General features: G+C 64.0%; 19 protein-coding genes and 1 pseudogene. 15 read left to right on the forward strand and 5 right to left on the reverse strand.

The genetic code is table 11. The features are described from left to right. Positions 1 to 748 precede the first annotated feature (748 nt). A complete protein-coding gene (locus tag LRS53_RS05660) occupies positions 749 to 1,777 on the reverse strand; it encodes a methionine synthase (RefSeq protein WP_231355237.1) in 1,029 nt (342 codons plus the stop codon). Positions 1,778 to 1,800: 23 nt separating this feature from the next. After that, positions 1,801 to 2,784, reverse strand: coding sequence for a DUF1852 domain-containing protein (locus tag LRS53_RS05665; RefSeq protein ID WP_231355238.1), 984 nt, complete (start codon positions 2,782 to 2,784; stop codon positions 1,801 to 1,803). A gap of 610 nt (positions 2,785 to 3,394) precedes the next feature. On the opposite strand from LRS53_RS05665, the pseudogene LRS53_RS05670 reads away from it, so the two are divergent. The 13 genes and pseudogenes from LRS53_RS05670 (at position 3,395) to LRS53_RS05730 (ending at position 16,368) form a co-directional block, all read left to right on the forward strand. After that, positions 3,395 to 4,135 (forward strand): annotated as a pseudogene (locus LRS53_RS05670) (response regulator). A gap of 2 nt (positions 4,136 to 4,137) precedes the next feature. After that, on the forward strand, positions 4,138 to 5,196 hold the full coding sequence (locus LRS53_RS05675; RefSeq protein WP_231355239.1) for a sensor histidine kinase: 1,059 nt from the start codon (positions 4,138 to 4,140) through the stop codon (positions 5,194 to 5,196). Positions 5,197 to 5,297: 101 nt separating this feature from the next. Then, positions 5,298 to 5,897: an EF-hand domain-containing protein gene (locus LRS53_RS05680; protein WP_231355240.1), complete on the forward strand. Its 600-nt coding sequence runs from the start codon at positions 5,298 to 5,300 to the stop codon at positions 5,895 to 5,897. Between the two features lie 311 nt (positions 5,898 to 6,208). Then, entirely contained in the window at positions 6,209 to 7,750 is a 1,542-nt protein-coding gene (locus LRS53_RS05685; protein ID WP_231355241.1) for an ABC transporter substrate-binding protein, read from the forward strand. After that, positions 7,747 to 8,682: an ABC transporter permease gene (locus tag LRS53_RS05690; RefSeq protein ID WP_231355242.1), complete on the forward strand. Its 936-nt coding sequence runs from the start codon at positions 7,747 to 7,749 to the stop codon at positions 8,680 to 8,682. Before LRS53_RS05685 ends, LRS53_RS05690 begins: the two co-directional genes overlap by 4 nt. After that, on the forward strand, positions 8,679 to 9,500 hold the full coding sequence (locus LRS53_RS05695) for an ABC transporter permease (protein ID WP_231355243.1): 822 nt from the start codon (positions 8,679 to 8,681) through the stop codon (positions 9,498 to 9,500). The genes LRS53_RS05690 and LRS53_RS05695 overlap by 4 nt, the downstream gene beginning before the upstream one ends. Then, positions 9,497 to 10,963 (forward strand): ABC transporter ATP-binding protein, encoded by a 1,467-nt coding sequence (locus LRS53_RS05700; protein ID WP_231355244.1) that lies wholly within the window; start codon positions 9,497 to 9,499, stop codon positions 10,961 to 10,963. The genes LRS53_RS05695 and LRS53_RS05700 overlap by 4 nt, the downstream gene beginning before the upstream one ends. A gap of 172 nt (positions 10,964 to 11,135) precedes the next feature. Continuing rightward, entirely contained in the window at positions 11,136 to 12,440 is a 1,305-nt protein-coding gene (locus LRS53_RS05705) for an OprD family porin (RefSeq protein ID WP_442968484.1), read from the forward strand. 232 nt (positions 12,441 to 12,672) lie between these two features. Next, positions 12,673 to 14,259, forward strand: a complete 1,587-nt coding sequence (locus tag LRS53_RS05710) for a methyl-accepting chemotaxis protein (RefSeq protein WP_231355246.1) — start codon at positions 12,673 to 12,675, stop codon at positions 14,257 to 14,259. Positions 14,260 to 14,460: 201 nt separating this feature from the next. Beyond that, positions 14,461 to 14,673: a hypothetical protein gene (locus LRS53_RS05715; RefSeq protein WP_160922462.1), complete on the forward strand. Its 213-nt coding sequence runs from the start codon at positions 14,461 to 14,463 to the stop codon at positions 14,671 to 14,673. Between the two features lie 107 nt (positions 14,674 to 14,780). Next, on the forward strand, positions 14,781 to 15,164 hold the full coding sequence (locus tag LRS53_RS05720; RefSeq protein WP_017640236.1) for a response regulator: 384 nt from the start codon (positions 14,781 to 14,783) through the stop codon (positions 15,162 to 15,164). Positions 15,165 to 15,259: 95 nt separating this feature from the next. Further along, positions 15,260 to 15,505, forward strand: coding sequence for a hypothetical protein (locus LRS53_RS05725; RefSeq protein ID WP_017640235.1), 246 nt, complete (start codon positions 15,260 to 15,262; stop codon positions 15,503 to 15,505). After that, positions 15,505 to 16,368, forward strand: a complete 864-nt coding sequence (locus LRS53_RS05730; RefSeq protein WP_231355247.1) for a formate/nitrite transporter family protein — start codon at positions 15,505 to 15,507, stop codon at positions 16,366 to 16,368. Before LRS53_RS05725 ends, LRS53_RS05730 begins: the two co-directional genes overlap by 1 nt. A gap of 55 nt (positions 16,369 to 16,423) precedes the next feature. Here the strand turns inward: LRS53_RS05730 and fabI are convergent, their stop codons facing one another. From fabI to gloB, 3 genes are all read right to left on the reverse strand, one after another. After that, positions 16,424 to 17,224, reverse strand: a complete 801-nt coding sequence (gene fabI / locus LRS53_RS05735) for an enoyl-ACP reductase FabI (protein ID WP_017640233.1) — start codon at positions 17,222 to 17,224, stop codon at positions 16,424 to 16,426. A 193-nt stretch (positions 17,225 to 17,417) separates the two neighbouring features. After that, positions 17,418 to 19,052 carry a lytic transglycosylase domain-containing protein gene (locus LRS53_RS05740; protein WP_231355248.1) on the reverse strand — a complete coding sequence of 545 codons (1,635 nt, stop codon included), beginning with the start codon at positions 19,050 to 19,052 and terminating at the stop codon, positions 17,418 to 17,420. A gap of 145 nt (positions 19,053 to 19,197) precedes the next feature. Continuing rightward, a complete protein-coding gene (gene gloB, locus LRS53_RS05745; protein WP_231355249.1) occupies positions 19,198 to 19,977 on the reverse strand; it encodes a hydroxyacylglutathione hydrolase in 780 nt (259 codons plus the stop codon). An 83-nt stretch (positions 19,978 to 20,060) separates the two neighbouring features. On the opposite strand from gloB, the gene LRS53_RS05750 reads away from it, so the two are divergent. Further along, on the forward strand, positions 20,061 to 20,837 hold the full coding sequence (locus LRS53_RS05750; protein WP_017640230.1) for a methyltransferase domain-containing protein: 777 nt from the start codon (positions 20,061 to 20,063) through the stop codon (positions 20,835 to 20,837). After that, positions 20,830 to 21,294 (forward strand): ribonuclease HI, encoded by a 465-nt coding sequence (gene rnhA, locus LRS53_RS05755; protein ID WP_017640229.1) that lies wholly within the window; start codon positions 20,830 to 20,832, stop codon positions 21,292 to 21,294. Before LRS53_RS05750 ends, rnhA begins: the two co-directional genes overlap by 8 nt. Positions 21,295 to 21,303: the final 9 nt, after the last annotated feature.

A 21,303-nucleotide genomic window follows, 5' to 3' on the forward strand; every position in this document is an offset into this window, starting at 1 on the left:
AGTGCCCAATTAGCGCGATAATAGTCCGTCGCTCACGCTTATGCTCTCGCACGTTCACAGACGCTCACAGGCTGACGCTCAGGCGCTGGCCAAGGCGTTGACGAACAGGCTGGAAAGGCGCGTGGAGGAGGGCGAAAAGGAGGGGCTGGAAGAGATCAGTGCTACAAATTTGCTACGAAACGAAGCGGAGGGCTCTAGAGGCCGCGCCAGACGGGCGTTTCAGGTTCGGTCGGCCCGATCGATCATGGGCGCCACGGAAAAGCGGCGGGACGGCTTAGGGCGCGTGGTTGCTGGGTTTAAGGCGGTTTCGGCAAACATCTGGGTACGTCTGTTCTAGGCTCGTTTTGCTACATTTCAGCCGATTTTCGCAGCCGGGCTACTACAGCGTAGCAATCGCAAAAGGTCAGGTAACAAGTTGGAATGGAGATGATAACGTCAGGCCACCGATAGTACGGGGCACCGGCTATACAGCACATTCCACATAGTGAGGGATAACGATCGAGTCTATCAGGAAAGCTAGGCATCCGAACGGAAGCTGACCGCCAGATCAACGAGGTACCGCCAGCATGCTGTTCTTTGTGGCGTTGGACTTTCTGTATTGCCTCCTTGGAATACCGTTGAGGAGCAGTGCCGAGATTAGAGCTGAAGAAAACGCAAAAACGCCTGATAGAAGCATCAGGCGTTTTTGCCGGCTCGAGTTGCTATGCCGCCACGCTGATTCGTTCAGGCTGGCGAAACCAGCCTGTCCCTAGCCGTGCAGTTCCCTCCGCACGATCTCTGCGCCAGCGCTCAAGGCGCTCAACTTTCCCCTAGCCACTCTTCGCGACAGCGGCGCCATGCCACAATTGGTGCACGGATAGAGTTTGTCTGCAGCAACGAATTGCAGCGCGTTCCGCAGGGTTTGCGCGACTTCCTCGGGCGTTTCGACGGCGTTGGTCGCCACGTCAATGGCGCCCACCATCACTTTCTTGCCGCGGATGAGTTCGATCAGCTCCAGGGGAACGCGCGAGTTATGGCATTCAAGGGAGACGATGTCGATCTTGGATTTCTGCAGCTTGGGAAAGGCTTCTTCGTATTGCCGCCACTCCGAGCCCAGGGTCTGCTTCCAGTCGGTATTGGCCTTGATACCGTAGCCGTAGCAGATGTGCACCGCCGTCTCGCACCTGAGTCCTTCGATCGCGCGCTCCAAGGCGGCGACTCCCCAGTCGTTGACTTCATCGAAGAAGACATTGAACGCCGGTTCATCGAACTGGATGATGTCGACGCCCGCCGCTTCCAGCTCCCTGGCTTCCTGGTTCAGGATGCCGGCGAACTCCCAGGCCAGTTTTTCCCGACTCTTGTAGTGATCGTCGTAGAGGGTATCGATCATGGTCATCGGGCCCGGTAGCGCCCATTTGATCGGCTGTGTCGTTTGCTGACGGAGGTATTTGGCGTCTTCGATGAATACCGGCTTCCGGCGTTCGACGGCTCCCACTACCGTAGGTACGCTGGCGTCATAGCGATTACGGATTCTGACGACTTCGCGCTTGGCGAAATCGACACCGCTCAGGTTTTCGATAAAGGTAGTGACGAAATGCTGGCGGGTTTGCTCACCATCGCTGACGATGTCGATGCCAGCCTGCTGCTGTTCAAATAATGACAGGCGTAGCGCGTCCTGTTTGCCTTCGAGAAATTCTTCGCCTTCCAACTTCCAGGGTGACCAGAGCGTTTCTGGTTGGGCAAGCCAAGAGGGCTTGGGTAGGCTTCCCGCGGTGGAGGTGGGTAGCAGCTTATTCATTGATACAGGCCTTGTGCAAATATTTAAAAGGAAGAGGTGGCAGACCACTGCTCAAGCAGGAATCGATAGGGTCTGATGAAATGCTCTTCAGTGAATTTTCCTTGCTCTATCGCCAGTTGGCTGCGCTCTTCCCGGTCGTATAGGATTCGGGTCAGCGAGTAATCCTGATGCCTCAGGCTAGGGCGATACAGGTGGCCCGCGACCGAATTTGCGTTGTAGATCTCAGGCCGATAGATCTTTTGAAAGGTATCCATAGTGCTAATTACGCTAATGAGTTCCAGGTGCGTATAGTCGTTCAGCAGGTCACCTGAAAAATAAAAGGCGAGAGGCGCAACGCTATTGGGTGGCATGAAGTAGCGCACCTTCAGTCCCATTTTTGCAAAATACTCATCGGTCAATGAGTATTCGTCTTGCCGATACTCGAGGCCGAGCACTGGGTGTTGATTTTCCGTGCGCTGATACAACCGGCTGGTGGAGACGCTGAGGCAGACGATTGGCGGTTTGCTGAAGTTGGCCTTGTAGGCGCTTGAGCCTACGAAGTCTTTGAATAATTTTCCATGTAGTTCGCCAAAATTTTCTGGGGTACTGAAGCCTTCTCTGTCCCTGTTGTGCTCGGAGAGCAGGATGCTGAAATCGTAATCACGCACATAGGACGAGAAGTTGTTTCCGGCTACGCCCTCTATGCGCTCTTCGGCGTGCCTGTCCAGGATGTTGGTCTTCAGGATTTCGATCAAGGGGATAGTGGCTTCGCCACCTGTGCGGTCGAGCCTCACTGCGACGGAAATGATGTCGAGTTCGATGCTGTATCTGTCCCCTTGCGGATTGTCCCAGTCAGCCAGGGAGTTGAAGCGATTATTCATCATCTTCAAGGTGTTTCTCAGGTTCTCCTGGCGATTGTCGCCTCTCGCCAGGTTGGCGAAATTAGTGGTGATGCGGGTGTTTTTCGAGGGGCGGTAGCGCTCGTCGAACGGTGTCTTTTTAATTAGATAATCGAAATTATGGCTCATCGCCAAATCGCTCCTTCTCAAACTTCAGGCAAAGAGCATCCGGTTGCCGGCATTGTCGTCATGATTCATTGCCGGAACTGGACTGACTAATATGAGCACTCAGTCTATTTCAGCGGTGACGCTATAGATAATGAATTGATTTCAAAAAAACTTTAGCGGGACTCATGATTAGGCGCAGGGCCGGATCGCGCTGTGGAGCGCTTCGGCAGACACCCTCACTAGGCCGACGTTTTCTCGGCCGGCTGCTGCCACTCCCGCTCCACCATCCGCTTCGCCTTGGCTCTATTCCGGTGTCATAGCCGCCGCGGCTCGCTCTGGTCGCCTGCGTTATGCGGTGACCGAGCCCTAGGCCAGCTTGGTCTCCAAATTCAGGCGGCTACCAGGATCCGCTGCGCCTGGTTAAAGCCGAAGGGGAGGCCTTGGCGTAGGGAAAGGACCCGCCGCAGATGCGTTCCAACGCTGGGCGCCTTTGGTCATAGGCGCTCCGGCAAACCTCAGGTATCCATCCCTTGACCACCTTTACACAAGCCTACATGCCAATCCGTAGCTGCCCCGCCGGGCGAACGGCTAGCATGCGCATCCAGATCGTCCGACTGTTCAGGTAGCCCCGATGTCGCTGTCATCCGAATCCCCGCGCTGGACCTCGCGCATCCTGCTGGTGGATGACGATCCGTCGATCCGCGAGTTGATTTGCGGTTATCTGGCGCGCTTCAGCATCAGTGCCCGGGGCGTGGGTGACGGCCTAGAAATGCGTCGGGCACTGGCGGAGGAGGCCTTCGACCTGGTGGTGCTGGATCTGATGCTGCCGGGGGAGGATGGGCTTTCCCTCTGTCGTTCGCTGCGGCGTGACAGTGGCATTCCCATCCTGATGTTGACCGCCCAGTGCGAACCGGCGGACCGCATCATCGGCCTGGAGCTGGGCGCCGACGACTATATGGCCAAACCCTTCGAACCGCGGGAGCTGGTGGCACGGATCTAGTCGGTGCTGCGGCGGACCCAGGAGGGGCGGGTGACCCAACGCAAGGCGCCGCGGACCAGTGTCAGCTTCGATGGCTGGAAACTGGATGGTGTCCTGCACCAGTTGCATTCGCCCGCCGGGGTGATGGTGCCCCTGTCCAATGCCGAGGTGCGGCTGCTTTGGGTCTTCATCGAGCAGCCGCGCCAGGTGCTGAGCCGTGAGCAGTTGCTCGATGCCACCCGGGGACGGGCGATCGAGGCCTTCGATCGCAGCATCGATCTGCAGGTGTCGCGGCTGCGCAGCAAGCTGGGCGACGATCCCCGGGCGCCGCAGTTGATCAAGACCGTGCGCGGCGAGGGCTATCTGTTCGATGCCAGGCAGATAGGGCACTAGGCATGCGCCGCCTGGATACCTTGTTCGCTCGGCTGTTCGGGGTCTTTCTGCTGGCCATCCTGCTGGGCCATCTGCTGGCCTTCTTCTGGTTTCGCCATGGCCTCGGCGAGCGCCCGCCGCCACCTCCACCGCCCATGGAAGGCGAGGCCGCCTTCGATCGGCCACCGCCGCATGGGCCTTTCCCCCATCGGGAGCCCGGCGTGTGGCAGCGCATCGAGTGGTTCCTCGGCGGCCCCTTGATCTTCCAGCTGGGCTCGCTGGTGATCGCGGCCTGGCTCGGGGCGCGGCTGCTGACCCGGCCGCTGCGCCAGTTGACCGCGACCGCCGAGCACCTGAGCCACAACCTCGATGGTTCGCCCATTCCGGTCACCGGCCCCTGGGAGACCCGGGAAGCCGCGCGGGCGCTCAATCGCATGCACCAGCACCTGCTCGAACAGCTCCAGCAGCGTGGGCGCATGCTCACGGCCATCTCCCATGATCTGCGCACGCCCCTGGCGCGGGTGAAGCTGCGCATCGAGGACATCGACGATCCGCGCCTGCATGCCCGGGTCAGCCAGGACGTGGACGACATGATCGAGCTGCTCGACGGCACCCTGAGGTATCTGCGCGAACAGCACCGCCAGGAGCGTCCCATCCTTTGTGACGTCCAGGCGCTGGTCGAGGCCATGGCCGAAGACGCAGCCGAGGAGGGCGCCCTGGTCGCGGTCCAGGGAGGTTGCCAGCCGCTGAAGGTGGCGCCCATGGCGTTGCGCTCCTGTCTCGGCAATCTGCTGCAGAACGCCCTGCGCTACGCCGGCCAGGCGGAGATCCAGCTGAGTGAACAGCCGGGGCGGCTGATCATCTCCATCCTCGATCACGGCCCTGGGATACCGGCCCAGTATCGTGAGGCGGTGTTCGAACCCTTCTATCGCCTGGAGTGCTCGCGCAACAGATCCTCCGGAGGGACCGGGCTGGGGCTGGCCATCGCCCGGGAAGCCGCGACGCACATGGGGGGTGAGCTGACGCTTGGCGAAACCCCCGGTGGCGGACTGACCTGCCAGGTGGTGCTGCCGCGCCCCTGATGTATCGCCGGGCATACAAAGTGGCCAAATGGCCGACGTCCAGGCGGCGGATACTGGTAGGTGCGGAACACCGATGTCCGCATTTCCCAGGAGAGATATCCATGATCAGCGGAATAGGCAGTGGCTACTCCAGCTACTACAGCAGTGCCAGCACGATCAAAGGCACAGCCACGACAATGTCCGGCAACAGCGTCAGCGGGGGTGAAGACGGCAACCCATTGAAGAAGCTGTTCAGCAAGCTCGACAGCGATGGCGACGGCGCCATCAGCAAGAGCGAACTCACCACCGCCGCCAGTGCGGCGAGCGATACCCAGACGGCTACCGACGAAAGCGGAGATATCGACGTCGACAAGTTGCTCGGCATGCTGGACCAGGATGGCGATGGCAGTGTCGGCGAGAGCGAATTTGACTCGGCCTTCGCACCGCCGCCGGGTGCACCTGGCGCTCCCCAGGGGCAGAGGGGCACGGAGGAATCCAGCGATTCCAACGTCGCGGGGCTGGGCGGTTCAGCGCGCCCGCCCATGCCTCCACCGCCGCCCCAGGGTACGAGCGGGCAAGGGGACACTGAGGCCGAGGCTAGCACTAGGACGGCGTCGAGCCCCTATGCGCAACGGGTTCAGGCGGTATTGCGCCAGTACCAGAGCATTGGCGGCAACGGCACCAGCAGCGCCACGGGCAGCACCTTGAACGTCGCTGCCTGAACACCGGTCGGTAGCGCAGGGCAGGGCGGCCAGGGGCCGTCCAGTCTGCACACACTCAGGCTTTACGCGACTCCTTTCTCCGCGCCGCTCCCCGTGAGTGGTGAACCCCTTACCCTTCGGCACCAGGCCCCTGGGCGCTGCCAGCTGGCTGCATCCCTGGCTAATTCCTTAGCTGTTTCAAGATGTTGCCATCACGGGTTGGCTTTGGATTCTCGCGGAAACGTTATGATATAACGTGCGCCTTCATTGGCTTGGCCGATACCTAGGTGTCAGCAGCGGGTATCGGCGTTTTCGCTTTGCTAAGGACTGTCATGCTTTCATCCCGCCCCCTCCGCACGGCCCTGACCGCTTCGGCCTTGGCCACCCTGGTCGCGTTCGTGCCGACCCTTTCCAGCGCTCAGGAACGCGTCTTCGATGTGGTTGGCCCCTTCGAGATCGGTGGTCTGGACCCGTCGATTTCCGGCTTCGTCTTCCAACGCATGCAGATCGCCGAGACCTTGCTCGAAGCCGATGGCCAGGGCAAGCCAATCGCTGGACTGGCAGAGCGCTGGGCGGAATCGGCAGATGGCCTGACCTGGCGGCTCGCCATTCGCCAGGGGGTGAAATTCCATGACGGCAGCGACCTCACGGCGGAAGCCGCGGCCGCTGCGCTCAATGCGGCACGCGGCAAGCCCGGAGTACTCAAGCAGGCAGGCATGGAATCGGTCACTGCCGAGGGCAACGAGGTGGTGATCCGCCTGGCGAAACCCTTCAAGCCCTTGCTGGCCCTGTTGGCGCATTCCTCCACCAATATCCTGGCGCCCGCCGCCTATGATGCCGACGGCAAGGTGCAGAAGATCATCGGCACGGGGCCGTACCAGCTGACCCTGCTGGAGCCGCCCCAGCGTCTGGCCGCCGAGCGCTTCGCCGGCTACTGGGGCACCCAGCCGGAGATCGCCAAGACCACCTACCTGGCCGCCGGCCGCGGCGAGACCCGCACCCTGATGGCTGAAAGCGGCGATGCCGAACTGGTGTTCCAGCTCGATCCGCCCAGCATCGCGCGACTCAAGCGCTCCAGCAATCTCAAGGTACTGATCGAGCCGGTTCCGCGGGTGGTGTTGCTGACCCCCAACTCCGGCGCTGGCGCCACCGCGCCGGTCGAGGTGCGGCAGGCGCTCAGTCTGGCCATCCAGCGTGAGGGCGTCGCCGCCGCCGTGTTGCGCGCCCCGGGTACCGGTGCGACCCAGCTGTTCGCCAAGAACGTGCCCGCCTGGCATGACCCCGAGCTGGCGCCGCTCGCCTATGATCCGGCGGCGTCGCGCAAGCTGCTGGCCGGCCAGGGCTGGGCTGCGGGAGCCGATGGCATCCTGCAGAAGGACGGCAAGCCGCTCAGGCTGAAGCTGCTGACCTATTCGGATCGTCCCGAGTTGCCGCTGATCGCTACCGCCCTGCAGGCGCAGTTGCGCGAAGTGGGCGTGGACGTGGAAGTCGCGGTGCAGAACTCCAGCGCCATCCCCGCCGCCCACAACGACGGCTCGCTGCAGCTGGCCCTCTATGGCCGCAACTTCGCACTGGTGCCCGATCCCCTGGTCACCCTGCTCAATGACTTCAGCCACGGCGGCGCCGAATGGGGCCCGCTGGGGTGGCAGAATCCGGCCTTCGACCAGGCCTTGGCCGCGCTGCTGGCCAGCGATGATCCGGCCGAGCAACAGCGTCAGCGCTACGCCGCCATGGCCCAGGTGCAAAAGGACCTGCCGGTGATCCCGGTGGCCTGGTATCGCCAGACCATGGCCGTGTCCAATGCCGTCCAAGGCGCCGCCATCGATCCCTTCGAGCGCACCTTTGGCCTGAGCAAGATGCGGTGGAGCCAATGACCCGGCTGCTCGCCTTTCGCCTGCTGCAGGCGGGCCTGGTCGCCCTGCTGGTCGGGGGGCTCACCTTCCTGTTCATGAACCTGCTGCCGGGCGACGCCGCCTACCGCATCGCCGCCGGACGTTACGGTTACGACCTGGTGGATACCGCGGCGGCCGAGGCCGTGCGGGCCGAGCTCAATCTGGATCAGCCGCTGCTGTGGCGCTTCTTCACCTGGATCGGCGATCTGCTGACCCTGGATCTCGGCCATTCGCTGGTCTCCGGCAAGCCGGTGATGGATGTCGTCGCCCACGAAATGGGCAGCTCCATCCGCCTGGCCATTGGCGCCGTCTGCCTGTCGCTGCTGCTGGGGCCGCCGCTGGGCGTGGTGGCCGGTCTGCGTCCGGGCAGCCTGCTGGACCGCGGCCTGCTGCTGCTGACCACCGCGATCCGCGCGCTGCCGCAATTCGTCCTGGGCGTGATCTTCGTACTGTTGTTCGCCATCTCCTGGCAGCTGTTCCCGGCGGCCGGGCACGGCACCTTCTGGCACAGCGTGCTGCCCACGCTGACCCTGGCCCTGGGGCTGGCGGCCGTGTCGTCCCGGGTCGCCCGGGATGCCACCGTGGAGGTCGCGGCCTCCGCCTATTACAGCTTCGGCCGCCTCAAGGGCCTGAGAGGCGCCGGGGTCTTCCTGCGCCACGGCCTGCGCAATATCGGCGTGCCGGTGGTGACCTACCTGGGCGTGCAGCTGGTGTATCTCATCGAAGGCGTGGTGGTGGTGGAGACGCTGTTCGCCTGGCCGGGCATCGGTCACGGCCTGGTCCACGCCATCGTTCAGCGCGACGTGCCCATGGTGCAGGGCACCGCCCTGGCGATGGGACTGCTGTTCGTCATCCTCAATACCCTGGTCGATCTCGCTAATCACCTGATCGACCCGCGCGGGAGAAACGCATGAATCTCGACGCTACCGCTGCCCTGGCTGCGCCTCCAGTGAAGTCTTCCGCGCGCGGACTGGGCCTTGCTCTGCTGGCCGCCTTGATCGCCTTCGCCGTGCTCATCCCGCTGCTCTGGCAGGGCGACATCGCCCGTCAGGACTATATGGCGATCCTCGCGGCGCCCAGCAGCGCCTATCCCCTGGGCACCGATCACCTGGGTCGCGACATGCTGGCGCGGCTGTCGGTGGCCATCCGCTTTTCGCTGGGGCTGGCCTTCATCAGCGTCTGCACCGCCGCCATCCCGGGCGTGCTGCTGGGCATCCTGGCCGCCTGGAAGGGCGGGCTGGTCGACAAGCTGCTGGGCGGACTGGCCGAATTGTTCCTGGCCCTGCCAGGCCTGCTGCTGGTCCTGCTGATCGTCGCGGTGTTTCCCGGTTCCTTCGTCGCCCTCTATAGCGCCGTGGCCCTGGTGCTGTGGGTGGAGTACTTCCGCATGACCCGCGCGCTGTCGCGCACCGTACTGGCTTCGCCGGCGGTAGCCGCCAGCCAGCTGCTGGGCTTCGGGCCGGTCTACATCGTGCGCCGTCATCTCTGGCCGCAACTGGCACCGGTTCTCCTGACCATCGCTGCCTTTGGCGCCGCCTCGACCATCATGGCTATCGCCGCCCTGGGCTTCGTCAGCATCGGCGTACGGCCGCCCACCGCCGAGCTGGGGCTGATGATCACCGAATTGCTGCCTTATTACGCCGAAGCGCCGCTGGTCATCGCCCTGCCGATCCTCGCGATCTTTCTGACCGTGCTGTCGCTGCTGCTCATCACCGGAGGACGCAAGCCATGACCGCCTTGCTCACTACCACGGCGCTGGAGATCCGTACCGCCGAGGCTCAGTTGGTGGAACCACTGTCCATCCGCCTGGCGCCGGGTCAGGTGTTGTCCATCATCGGCGAGACCGGCTCGGGCAAGAGTCTGTTCGCCCAGGGGGTGGTCGGTAACCTGCCGGCAGGACTGCAGGCCCACGGGCAGATCGGCCTGGCGGACGGCTTCAGCGAAGAGGGCCGCCAGGCCGGTCGCCGCGAGCATTGGGGCAGGGGGCTGGCGGTGCTGCCCCAGGAACCCTGGCTGAGCCTGGACCCGACCATGAAGGCCCTGTCCCAGGTCACCGAGACCTATACCCAGGTGGTTGGCCTCAGCCGTGCCGAAGCCCGCGCCAAGGCCAGCGCGGATCTGGCGCGCCTGGGTCTGGCCGGCGCCGAGCGCAAGTATCCCTTCCAGCTGTCCGGGGGCATGGCCCAGCGCCTGGCCTTTGCCGCCACCCATGCCGGTGGCTCGCCGGTACTCATCGCCGACGAGCCCACCAAGGGCCTGGATCGCGATCGCATCGACGAGGTGATCGACCTGCTCAAGGCCATGCTGGCCGAGGGCGGCAGCCTGCTCATCATCACCCACGACCTGGAAGTCGCGCGCCGGCTGGGTGGCGAGGTGATGATCATGCTCAAGGGGCGGGTGATCGAATCGGGCACGGCTGAGCAGGTACTGGGCCAGCCGCAGCATGCCTATACCCGGCAGTTGCTGGCTGCCGATCCCGCGCAATGGTCGAAACGTGCCGCGCGACCGCTCGCCGATGACGCCGTGGTCGCGGTGGAAGGCCTGTCCGCCCAGCGCGGCGGCAAGCAGCTGTTCGAAGAGCTGTCCTTTACCGTTCGGCCCGGCGAGATCCTCGGCGTGACCGGGCCGTCTGGCTGCGGCAAGTCGACCCTGGGCGACATCCTGCTCGGCTTGGCCGCGCCCAGTAGCGGGGCGATTCGGCGCCAGCCTGGTCTGAGTCGCTGCGCTTTCCAGAAGCTGCACCAGGACCCGGTGGCCGCTTTCGCGCCCTCGGTGACCCTGCGCCAATTGCTGGCGGATCTGGTGCGGTTGCATCGCCTGGAGGCGGCGCGGATTGGCCGGCTGATGCAGCGTCTGCGGCTCGATGAGCGCCTGCTGGATCGCTTGCCCGGCAACATCTCTGGCGGCGAATTGCAGCGTTTTTCCCTGCTGCGCGTGCTCTTGCTCGATCCAGCGCTGATCTTTGCCGACGAACCCAGCTCGCGGCTGGATCTCATCACCCAGCAGGAGATGATCGAGCTGCTGGTCGAGACGGCTGAGGAGTCCGGAACCGCCATCCTTCTGGTCAGCCATGACGAGGACCTGGTGGATGCCGTCGCCGATCGGCGCATCCACCTGGGCACCCACACCAGACCCCTGCAGGATCAAGCGCCGGCACGGGAGCAGGGCAGCCGCCTGGCTGAATCCCTGACCTGAGATCAGGGCCCGCACGGGGGTGCGGGCCTGCCAACAGACGTCGCCAAGGCCGTGGTGGGATGCCACTGCCTTCGTGCGCGCGTCTTTCCAACAACTAGATCACCCACACTCCGCAGAGGACTTCATGGAACGCTTGCGCTATCAGAAAGGATTACCCCGAGCCAGTCGCTGGTTGCACGGCAGGCGCCTGGCCGCGCCGCTGGCACTGGGCGTATTGGGCGGCTGTATGGGGCTGGTGACGGGCGAGGGGGCCAGGGCCGACGGCTTCCTGGACGACAGCAAGCTCACCCTGACCCTGCGCAACTATTATTTCGGCAGCGATCGCCGCAACGGCCGGGCCGATCAGAAGGATTGGACCGAGGGCTTTCTGCTCGACTACCAGTCCGGCTTCACCCAGGGCACGGTCGGGTTGGGCGTCGACGCGTTCGGCTACCTGGGCCTGAAGCTCGATGGCGGTCCCGGGCGCCGAGGAACCGGCAATCTACCCGTCCATGCCGGCAACCAACCGGCGGACGAGTATTCCCGCGCCGGCGCGGCGGCCAAGCTGCGTTTGGGACAGACGGTGGTGCGCTACGGTCAGCAACTGCCCACGGCACCGGTCTTCGCCATCAGCACCAGCCGCCTGCTGCCCCAGAGTGCCACCGGCTGGAGCATCCTCAGCACGGACATCTCCGGCCTGACGCTGGAAGCCGGACATTTCACCTCGGGTACCGATCAGGTCAGCACCAACCGGGACGGTGATCTCTGGGCCGGTTATGCCCGGCGCCGCGCGGATCACGTCGACTTCGCCGGGGGCAAGTACGCCCTGGCCAAGGGTGTCAGCCTGTCGCTCTACGCGGCCCAGCTGGACGACATCTGGAATCAGTACTACGGCAACTTCAACCTGGTGCAGCCATTGTCGGCGAGCCAGTCGCTGACCTTCGATGCCAACCTGTACCGGACCCTCGATACCGGTGCCGCCAACGCCGGTCCCATCGACAACACGGCCTACAGCTTCGCCGCAGCCTACAGCGTCGGTCCGCAGACCTTTACCCTGGGCTGGCAGCGGATCGATGGGGATACGCCCTTCGACTACATCGGCATGGGCGACAACAGGCGCACCGGCGGCGGGCTGTTCCTCGGCAATGCCTCGATGTTCTCCGACTTCAACGCACCCGGCGAGCGCTCTTGGCAAGCACGCTACGACCTCAACTTCAAGACCCTCGGCGTGCCCGGTCTCAGCCTCATGACCCGCTACATCAAGGGCAGTGACATCGATGGCAGCAACCTGCCCGCAACCAGCGCCTATCGCGGGCTGTACGGCGCCGACGACCGGGAGCGGGAGCTGAATCTGGAAGGGCGCTATGTCGTGCAATCCGGCTCGGCCAAGGGTCTGTCCATCCGGGTGCGCCAGGCCTGGCACCGTGGCTCGCTGTCCACCGGCGGTTCGGTCGATCAGCTGCGGGTGATCGTCGACTATCCGCTGCGCCTGCTCTAGCGCCTGCGCAATCGTTACCGCGAGGGGCGACGAACCGACCGCTGGCAGCCGGTTCGCTGCCGCCCGTCGCGCCTGCTTAAGAGGACTCTGTTGCGCCGATAGCTCTAATAGTCACTTTATTAGGGATGCCCAAATCATGAGTCTGTGCAGTCTGAACGTCGCCCCCGCGCCGTCCTGTTCTTTTCCGTGATCGTCCTGATTGTCTTCGGCTCGACGCGTCGCCGTGGTACAGATGGGCAAGCTCTACGAGGCGGAGCAGGACGTGGAAACCAGCTGGCTGCCAGGTAACCAGTTGGCGGCGAAGATGGGTGGCGGGCTGCTGCGTTTGCGTCTGGAAAGTCTGAGGGGCACCACCACGCCGGATCCGCAGCTGCGCGCCCAGACCGTCGCGGCCTTTCCCGGCTATCGCGATGCCTTCTTCGCGGCGGTGAAAGAGTACGAGGCGACCCTGGCCAGCGACGAAGACCGCCAGTTGTACGCGGCCGTGGTCAAGGGGGCGGAAGGCTACCGGACCTTGCTGGAAGCCTTCGAGCAGAAACTGCGCACAGGTGACAACGAAGGTGCCATCGTCCTGATCAATACGTCGATACGCCCGCTCACCAATGCGCTGGAAAAGCACATCGCCGAGCTGAGTGCCTTCAACGAGCGCGGCGCCAAGGCCGCCGGAATCGCGGCAAAGGCCACCTTCACCACGGGCCTGTACTGGGTTTATGGCCTCATCGCCCTGACCGTTCTGGCCACCGTAGTGCTGGCCGCCCTGCTGATCCGCAGCATCACGCGACCGGTTGGCGAAGCCCTGCGCATCGCCCAACGGATCGCCCGCAAGGATCTGACCGAGCGGATCACCGTGGTCGGTCGTGACGAGGCGGCCGGCATGCTGCAGGCCCTGGCCCAGATGCAGGGCAATCTGCGCGACACCGTTTCCCATATCGCCGACAGCTCGACCCAGTTGTCCTCCGCGGCAGAAGAGATGACCGCCGTGATCGACGAAGCCAGCCGGGGTTATGTACGGCAGAACGACGAGGTCAACCAGGCGGCCAGCGCCGTGACCGAGATGAGTTCGGCGGTGGAGGAGGTCGCACGGAATGCCGCCGATGCGGCCAGCACCTCGCTGCACACCCAGACCCTGACCAGCGAAGGCCTGGACAAGGTCACCCGCACGGTCCAGTCGATCGAGGCGCTGGCCCAGAACGTGGCCAGTACCAGTGAGCAGATCCAGGCGCTGTCGTCCCGTGCCCAGGACATCAACGCCGTGGTCGAAGTCATTCGCGCCATCGCCGAACAGACCAACCTGCTGGCACTGAATGCGGCCATCGAGGCGGCCCGGGCGGGCGAACAGGGACGCGGCTTCGCCGTGGTCGCCGACGAGGTCCGGGCGCTGGCCCATCGTACCCAGCAGTCGACCCGTGAGATCGAACAGATGATCGGCGCCATCCAGAGCGATTCGTCATTGGCCGTCAAGGCCATGGCCGAGAGTCAGCAACTGGCCGGGGAATCCACGTCGGTCGCCCAACTGGCCAATGTATCCCTGGAGCAGATCGCCGAGTCCATCTCCCAGATCAACGACCACAATGCGGTCATCGCCACCGCCGCCGAAGAGCAGGCACAGGTGGCCCGGGAAATCGATCGCAACATCACCAGCATCCGGGATCTGGCGACCCAAAGCGCGACCGGTGCCACCCAGACTGCCAGCGCCAGCGCCGAGGTATCCAAGCTCGCTACCGGCCTGAATCGCGTGGTTCGCGAATTCGCCGTCGAGGCAGGGTGCGGTTTCTTCCCGCCGCGGGAGGCGGGAAGGGCTTGCTGCATCCAGCGGTAGGTTCTTCGCTGTAATAGCTCGACTAATGAGGGCCGAAGCCTGTTCGCCAGTACCGGTGCACGAGCTCCGGCAGCGCGGCTTGCCGCTGGAATGCCTGAGGGACAACCTTTAGTATTCGGTTACATCGCCTCTGTTATCAGGTAGAGAACGAATCGGCGCTTGGCCTGCCTAAACAGTGTCCAAACAACCCGGAGTCCTACCATGAACGCGAAGAAAATCTCTGCTTTGATGTTTGCTGGTCTGATCGCTGCCAGTGGCGCTGCATTCGCCACCGAAGGTGCAGGCAATCCGCCGAAGGCCAACAGTGCCGGTATGGGCACCCCGGCTGGCCAGAAGACCGGTGAAGGCGCAGGTGCTGCGACAGGTGCCGGCAAGACCACGCTCAATGAGCAAGGTCAGAAGAAGCAGCAGTAAGGGTCTAGGGCCGCTGGTGCGTCTGGCGGCCCCTAACCTCTGTCTAGAATGGAACTTTACCGGCCTCCTCTGTCCAACGGGGCCGAGCGCGTGGGTACAGGGGTTAGATGGTGAGTGCGGAACAGAGCAAGGTTGTCCTGGTCGTCGAGGATGAGCCGCAGATTTTGATGATTCTGGCGGATTATCTTGCCGAGCTGGGTTACACCGTCCTACAGGCTCCCTCGTCGCTCGAAGCCTTTCGTATCCTGGCCGGTCGGCCGCGTCTCGATCTGCTGATCACCGACTTTCGCCTGCCCGATGACGTCTCCGGCGTGATGATCGCCGAGCCCGCCCTCAAGTTGCGTCCCGACCTCAAGGTCCTGTTCATCAGTGGTTATCCCGCCGAAATCATCGATACCGGTTCGCCGTTGCTGGGTAAGGTCCCCTTGCTGACCAAGCCCTTCTCCCTCGAGCGTCTCCACCTGCAGGTGCAGAAGCTGCTCGGCGCCTGATCCGCTACTTTCCCATAGATCGTTTTTCCGCCAGGACAGTCTATTGATCAGGTGCGACCAGTTCGGTCGCCTCAGGTTGGGAGACAACGGCGTCCATGGCCATCAAGCATTTCACTCATCACGAAGCGATCTCGTCCGCCGTTCCGGCTGAACAGGGTTTTGAAGCGGTCATCGCCGTCAAGGCACGGCGCGAAGATGCCCATCCGACCTTTCACAAGGTCGCGACGGAGCGTCATTTCGATCTCGCCTCCGAAGCGGAGGAGGCCGCCGATGCCGCGCTCAATCGCGTGACGGAGATCGGCGACGACGATGAACTCCTCTGGGACGAGCAGGCCGTCTGATGAAGAGAGACCAGGAGCGGGACGAAGAACCGCGACAGAGCCAGGAATCCACCCCGGAAGATCCGGAGCTGAGCCGTGAAGAGGAGGAGGATGTCGGCGAGAGTCAACTGCCTCGCGCGGTGGTTCTGCACGAGATCATCCGCACCCAGGGTGATCACGAACTGGAGCGGACGATCGCGGCGTTGTTCTGGTCGGCACTGGCCGCCGGCCTGACCATGGGCCTGTCGTTGATGGCGATGGGATTGCTCAATGCCAACCTGCCCGAGGGTGGCTATAGCAAGGTCATCGCTAGCTTTGGCTATTCGGCTGGCTTTCTGGCGGTGATCCTGGCTCGTCAACAGCTGTTCACCGAAAACACCCTGACGGCGGTCCTGCCGGTGATGAGCGAGCCAACGCTGCACAACTTTGGCCGCCTGGCCAGGCTGTGGAGCATCGTGCTGGTGGGCAACCTGATCGGGACCATTCTGGTGGCCTATGTGGTCCTGCACCTGCCGCTGTTCGACGCCAAGACCGATGCGAAATTTCTCCAGATCGGTACCCACGTCATGGAGAACGATGCTTCGGCGATGTTTGCCAAGGGCATAGTGTCGGGCTGGATGATCGCTACCATGGTCTGGATGCTGCCAGCAGCAGAGAACGCCAGGATCTGGATCATCGTGCTCATCACCTACCTGATGGCCCTGGGTGACTTCACCCACATTGTGGTGGGTAGCGTCGAGGTGGCCTATCTGGTCTTTGCGGGAGAGGCGAGCTGGAGCGATTTCCTGCTGACCTTTGCCGGGCCGACCCTGGCCGGCAACATCGTCGGCGGCAGCCTGATCTTCGCGCTGATCAGCCATGCCCAGGTGCGCAGCGACACCTGAACGCAAAAGGGCCGGCATATTGCCGGCCCTTCGCGATTTCAGACAGCTGCTTCGATTATTCGTCGTCGTTGAGCTGGCCCATGGCGGTGGTGTTGAAGCCACCGTCGACATAGAGGATCTCGCCGCTGATGCCCGACGCCAGGTCGGAGCAGAGGAAGGCCCCGGCGTTACCGACCTCGTCGATGGTCACGTTGCGACGCAGGGGCGTCTGACGCTCGTTGGCGGCCAGCATCTTGCGGAAGCTCTTGATGCCCGAGGCGGCCAGGGTGCGGATCGGACCGGCGGACACGGCGTTGACGCGGGTGCCTTCCGGGCCGAGGCTGCCGGCCAGGTAGCGGACACCGGCCTCCAGACTGGCCTTGGCCATGCCCATGACGTTGTAGTTGGGCATGGTGCGCTCGGCGCCCAGGTAGGACAGGGTCAGCAGGCTGCCGTTGCGGCCACGCATCATCTCGCGACCGGCCTTGGCCAGGGCGACGAAGCTGTAGGCGCTGATGTCATGGGCGATCTTGAAGCCGTCACGGGTGGTCACCGCAGTGAAGTCGCCGTCCAGCTGGTCACCGGGGGCGAAGCCGACCGAGTGAACGATGCAGTCCAGACCGTCCCACTTCTTCGCCAGCTCGGTGAACACGGCTTCGATCTGGGCGTCATCGGCAACATCGCAGGGAAAGCACAGCTCGGGATTAGAACCCCAGCCCGCGGCGAACTCTTCGACGCGACCCTTGAGCTTCTCGTTCTGGTAGGTGAAGGCCAGCTCGGCGCCTTCGCGGTGCATGGCGGCGGCGATGCCGGAGGCGATGGACAGCTTGCTGGCGACGCCGACGATGAGAACGCGCTTACCGGCGAGAAATCCCATGGTTTTTTCCTCTTCTGTGTTGAATCCCGGGCAGCCGCCAAGGGCTGAGGTCCGGGTTGGGCATGGCTCTGCGCAGGTCAGAGCGAGATCTGGCCTGGCTCCGCTAGGGGTCAGGCACGGGTGGGGCGGTAAGGTAGCAGGTCGATACCCGGGACAAAAGCGCTGGTTGACCGCTGCGGTGAGCGGTCGCGCCTCAGTTGAGGAACAGCGTCAGGGTCTGGCCGGGGGTCAGGGCGGAGGCCACGCGTGGATTCCAGTCCTGCAGCGCCTGCACGCCGATGTTGTAGCGCTTGGCGATCTGGTAGAGCGAATCGCCCGCCTTGACCCGGTAGTAGGTGGGCGCGGCCTTGGCGTTCTTGGTCGTCTTGACAGCTGCCTGGGTGGCCTTGACGGTATAGGAGGCCGGCATCGCCACGGCCGTGGCGGTGCCGCTGCCGGTACCGTGCAGCTTCAGGGTCTCACCGACCTTGAGGCCGCGTTTGCCGAGATCGTTCCAGCGCTTGAGATCAGCCAGCTCCACCTCGTTGGCCCGGGCGATGGACCAGAGGCTGTCGCCGGTGCGCACCTTGTAGGTCCGTACCACGGGCTCTTCGGCCACGGCGATGGTTTCCAGGGGCGTGGTGGTCTTGCCGGTCTCGCGCCGTGGGATCAGCAATTCCCGGCCAGCGGCCAAGCGGCTGCTGCCACTGAGCTTGTTGAGGGCGACGAGTTGCTCGACGCTCACGCGATTGCGCTTGGCGACGCTGCGCAGGGTATCGCCGCGGCGAACCCGGTATTCCTGCCACTGCACCACGGCCTCGGGGGCGATGTCGGGCAGGGTCGCGACCAGGCGCTGGGCCTTTTCCGCCGGCACCAGCAGGTGCTTGGGGCCGTCCATGGTCACGCGCTGGGTGTAGGCGGGATTCAGGCGATAGAGTTCGTTGGCGTCCAGGTCCGCCAGCTCCGCGACCCGGGCCAGGTCCAGGTGCTGCTTGATGTCCACCACTTCGAAGTAGGGCTCGTTCGGGATGGACTCCAGGGCCAGGCCGTAGGCGTCCGGATTGCGCACGATCTGGGAAACGGCGAGCAGCTTGGGTACGTAGTCCTGGGTCTCCGGCGGCAGGGAGGACAGGTTCCAGTAGTCGGTCGGCAGACCCAGTGACTGGTTGCGTTCGATGGCGCGACCGACCGTGCCTTCGCCAGCATTGTAGGCGGCCAGGGCCAGCAGCCAGTCGCCGCCGAACATGTCATGCAGCTTGCTCAGGTAGTCCAGGGCGGCATTGGTCGAGGCGGTGATGTCGCGGCGACCGTCATAGAAGCGGGTCTGGCGCAGATTGAAATACTTGCCGGTGGTGGGAATGAACTGCCATAGACCGGAGGCCGCACTGCGCGAGAGGGCATTAGGATTGAAGGAGCTTTCCACCACCGGTAGCAGGGCCAGTTCCAGCGGCATGTTGCGCTCTTCGAGGCGCTCGACGATGTAGTGCAGGTAGGGCGCGCCGCGGCTGCAGGATTGGGCGAGGGCGGCTTCATGGCTCGCATACCAGAGGCGCTGGCGATCGATGCGCGGATTGGTACCGTTGTCGCCTGCGCCCTGGAGCTGATAGCCGTCGCGCACCCGGTCCCAGATGTCGCCGCTGGTAGCCGCTGCGGTCGGCGCCTTGCGCAGCCATTCCGGGGGACGCTGCATCTTGCTTTGCGTCATGTGCAGATCGGCCTGATAGGCGCGATTCTCTGGCTGCGAGTTGCTTTGACAGCCGGCGAGAAAGACCGCGAGGCAAAGCGCCGAGACTTTGAAAGAGGTGGCCAGCACGTCTAGTTCGCGGGTTTTCGGCGTCGCTGGCGGCATTGGTCTGGGCTTTCCGGGAGCTGGAGGATGGGCGATTCTAGGAACCGCATCCCGGGGGGTCAAGGAACAACCCCTTGGCCTGTGACCTGTACGACGACCGAAAACTGCGCGTTCCGGCGTGGTGACGGGGCCTGGGCAATAGGTGTCAGAACGTGTCCTTCCAGCCTCTCAGGGCGGCGAAATAGGTATCCTCCAACGCCTCCGCAGCCACTCCGCGCTCCTCCTGCAGGCGTTGGCGCACGCCGTTTTCGGCTGTGCGCAGAAAGGGATTGATGCGGCGCTCGCGCCCCAGGGTGGAGGGCAGGGTAGGCCGCTGGGCCTCCCGCAACCGCTGGGTCTCGGCCAGGGCCTGTTGGACCGTGACATTCTCCGGTTCCACGGCCTGGGCGAAGCGCAGGTTGCTCAGGGTGTATTCATGGCCGCAATAGATTTCGGTGGCGTCCGGCAGGCTGGCCAGGCGCTGCAGGGAGGCCAGCATCTGGCTGGGCGTGCCTTCGAAGAGCCGACCACAGCCCGCCGAGAACAGGGTATCGCCGCTGAACAGCAGGGGTCGTTCGCCAGCCACATAAAAGGCGATGTGGCCGGCGGTATGGCCGGGTACGCGCAGCACCTCGAACGCGATCCCCAGGACTTCCAGCCGCTGGCCGTCCGCCAGGGGCACGTCGACCGCGGCGATGCGCTCGTCGGCCGGCGCGCTCACCCGGGCGCCGCTGCGCTGCTTGAGCGCGGCGATGCCTCCGGTATGGTCGTTATGATGATGGGTGATCAGGATGTCGGTCAGGCGCCAGTCGGGATTCGCGTCGAGCCAGGCGAGTACGGGCGCGGCATCGCCGGGATCGACCACGACCGCCTGTCTTGTCGCCGCGTCCTTGATCAGCCAGATGTAGTTATCGTTGAAGGCGGGCAGCGGAAGAATGTCGAACATGGATGAGCTCTCGGGTCGGACTGCAGGCCGCTAGGGTAGCAGTGGGTGGTAGGGCATAGGCTTCAGTATGAGAGGACCAGACGATGCACGATGAATTCTCCGCCCAGGTCGATCCGCGTTGGCTGAAGTTGATGACTTCGGCAAGGGAATGGCTGGCAGGCCCCCTGGGCCAGTTGCTGCTGGAGCAGGAGCGGGTGCTGATCGATGAAGAACTCAAGCGCCATTTCGGCAGCTATCTCGTCCATTACGGTCCGCACCCCACGGCACCGGCCAATTGCGGTCAGCTCAGGCACGCGGTGCGCATCGGGCCGCCGCTGGGCGATGTCGACATCGTCTGTGAGGAAGGCGCCTGGCCGCTGAGTGAGCATGCGGCCGACGTGGTCCTGCTGCAGCATGGCCTGGATTTCTCCCTGGCGCCCCACCGGCTGTTGCGCGAAGCGGCGTTGAGCGTCCGGCCCGGTGGCCATCTGGTCGTAGTGGGCATCAACCCCTGGAGCCTTTGGGGTGTGCGTCATTACCTGGCCCGGGATGCGCTGCGCAAGGCCCGCTGTTTCGGCCCCAGTCGGGTCGGCGACTGGCTGTCGGTGCTGGGCTTCGCGCTGGAGAAACGGCGCTTCGGGTGTTATCGTCCGCCGCTTTCATCCCCCAAGTGGCAACAGCGGCTGGCCTGGATGGAGCAGGGCGAAGCCGAACCCAACTGCGAACAGGCAGCGGGTGCGGGTTTCTATCTGCTCTCGGCGCGCAAGCTGATGTTCGGCCTGCGTCCGGTGCCCCAGGCGCGCAAGGAACCGCGTGGCAAGCTGGTGCCCATGCCGGTGGCCAAGATCAGCCGCCGCGAATCGAGTGAATCCAATGAGTGACGACATCGTCGAGGTCTTTACCGACGGCGCCTGCAAGGGCAATCCCGGCCCCGGTGGCTGGGGTGCCCTGCTGAAATTCAAGGGTGCGGAGCGCGAGCTCTGGGGCGGCGAAGCCAACACCACCAACAATCGCATGGAGCTGATGGCGGCCATCCAGGCCCTGGCGGCGCTCAAGCGTCCTTGCCAGATCCGCCTGACCACCGACTCCGAGTACGTGATGAAGGGCATCACCCAATGGCTGGTAAACTGGAAGAAGCGCGGCTGGCAGACCGCCGCCAAGCAGCCGGTGAAGAATGCCGAGCTATGGCAGGCCCTGGATGAGCAGGTGCAGCGCCATCAGGTGGAATGGCGCTGGGTGCGTGGCCATACCGGCCATCCCGAGAACGAGCGGGCCGACCAGTTGGCCAACCGCGGTGTCGATGAAGTCCGGCAGGCCAAGCAGGCCGCCAAGGCGTAACCAGCCAAG

The sequence above is a fragment of the Pseudomonas sp. PLB05 genome (genome assembly GCF_021106615.1).
Taxonomy (GTDB): domain Bacteria; phylum Pseudomonadota; class Gammaproteobacteria; order Pseudomonadales; family Pseudomonadaceae; genus Chryseomonas; species Chryseomonas benzopyrenica.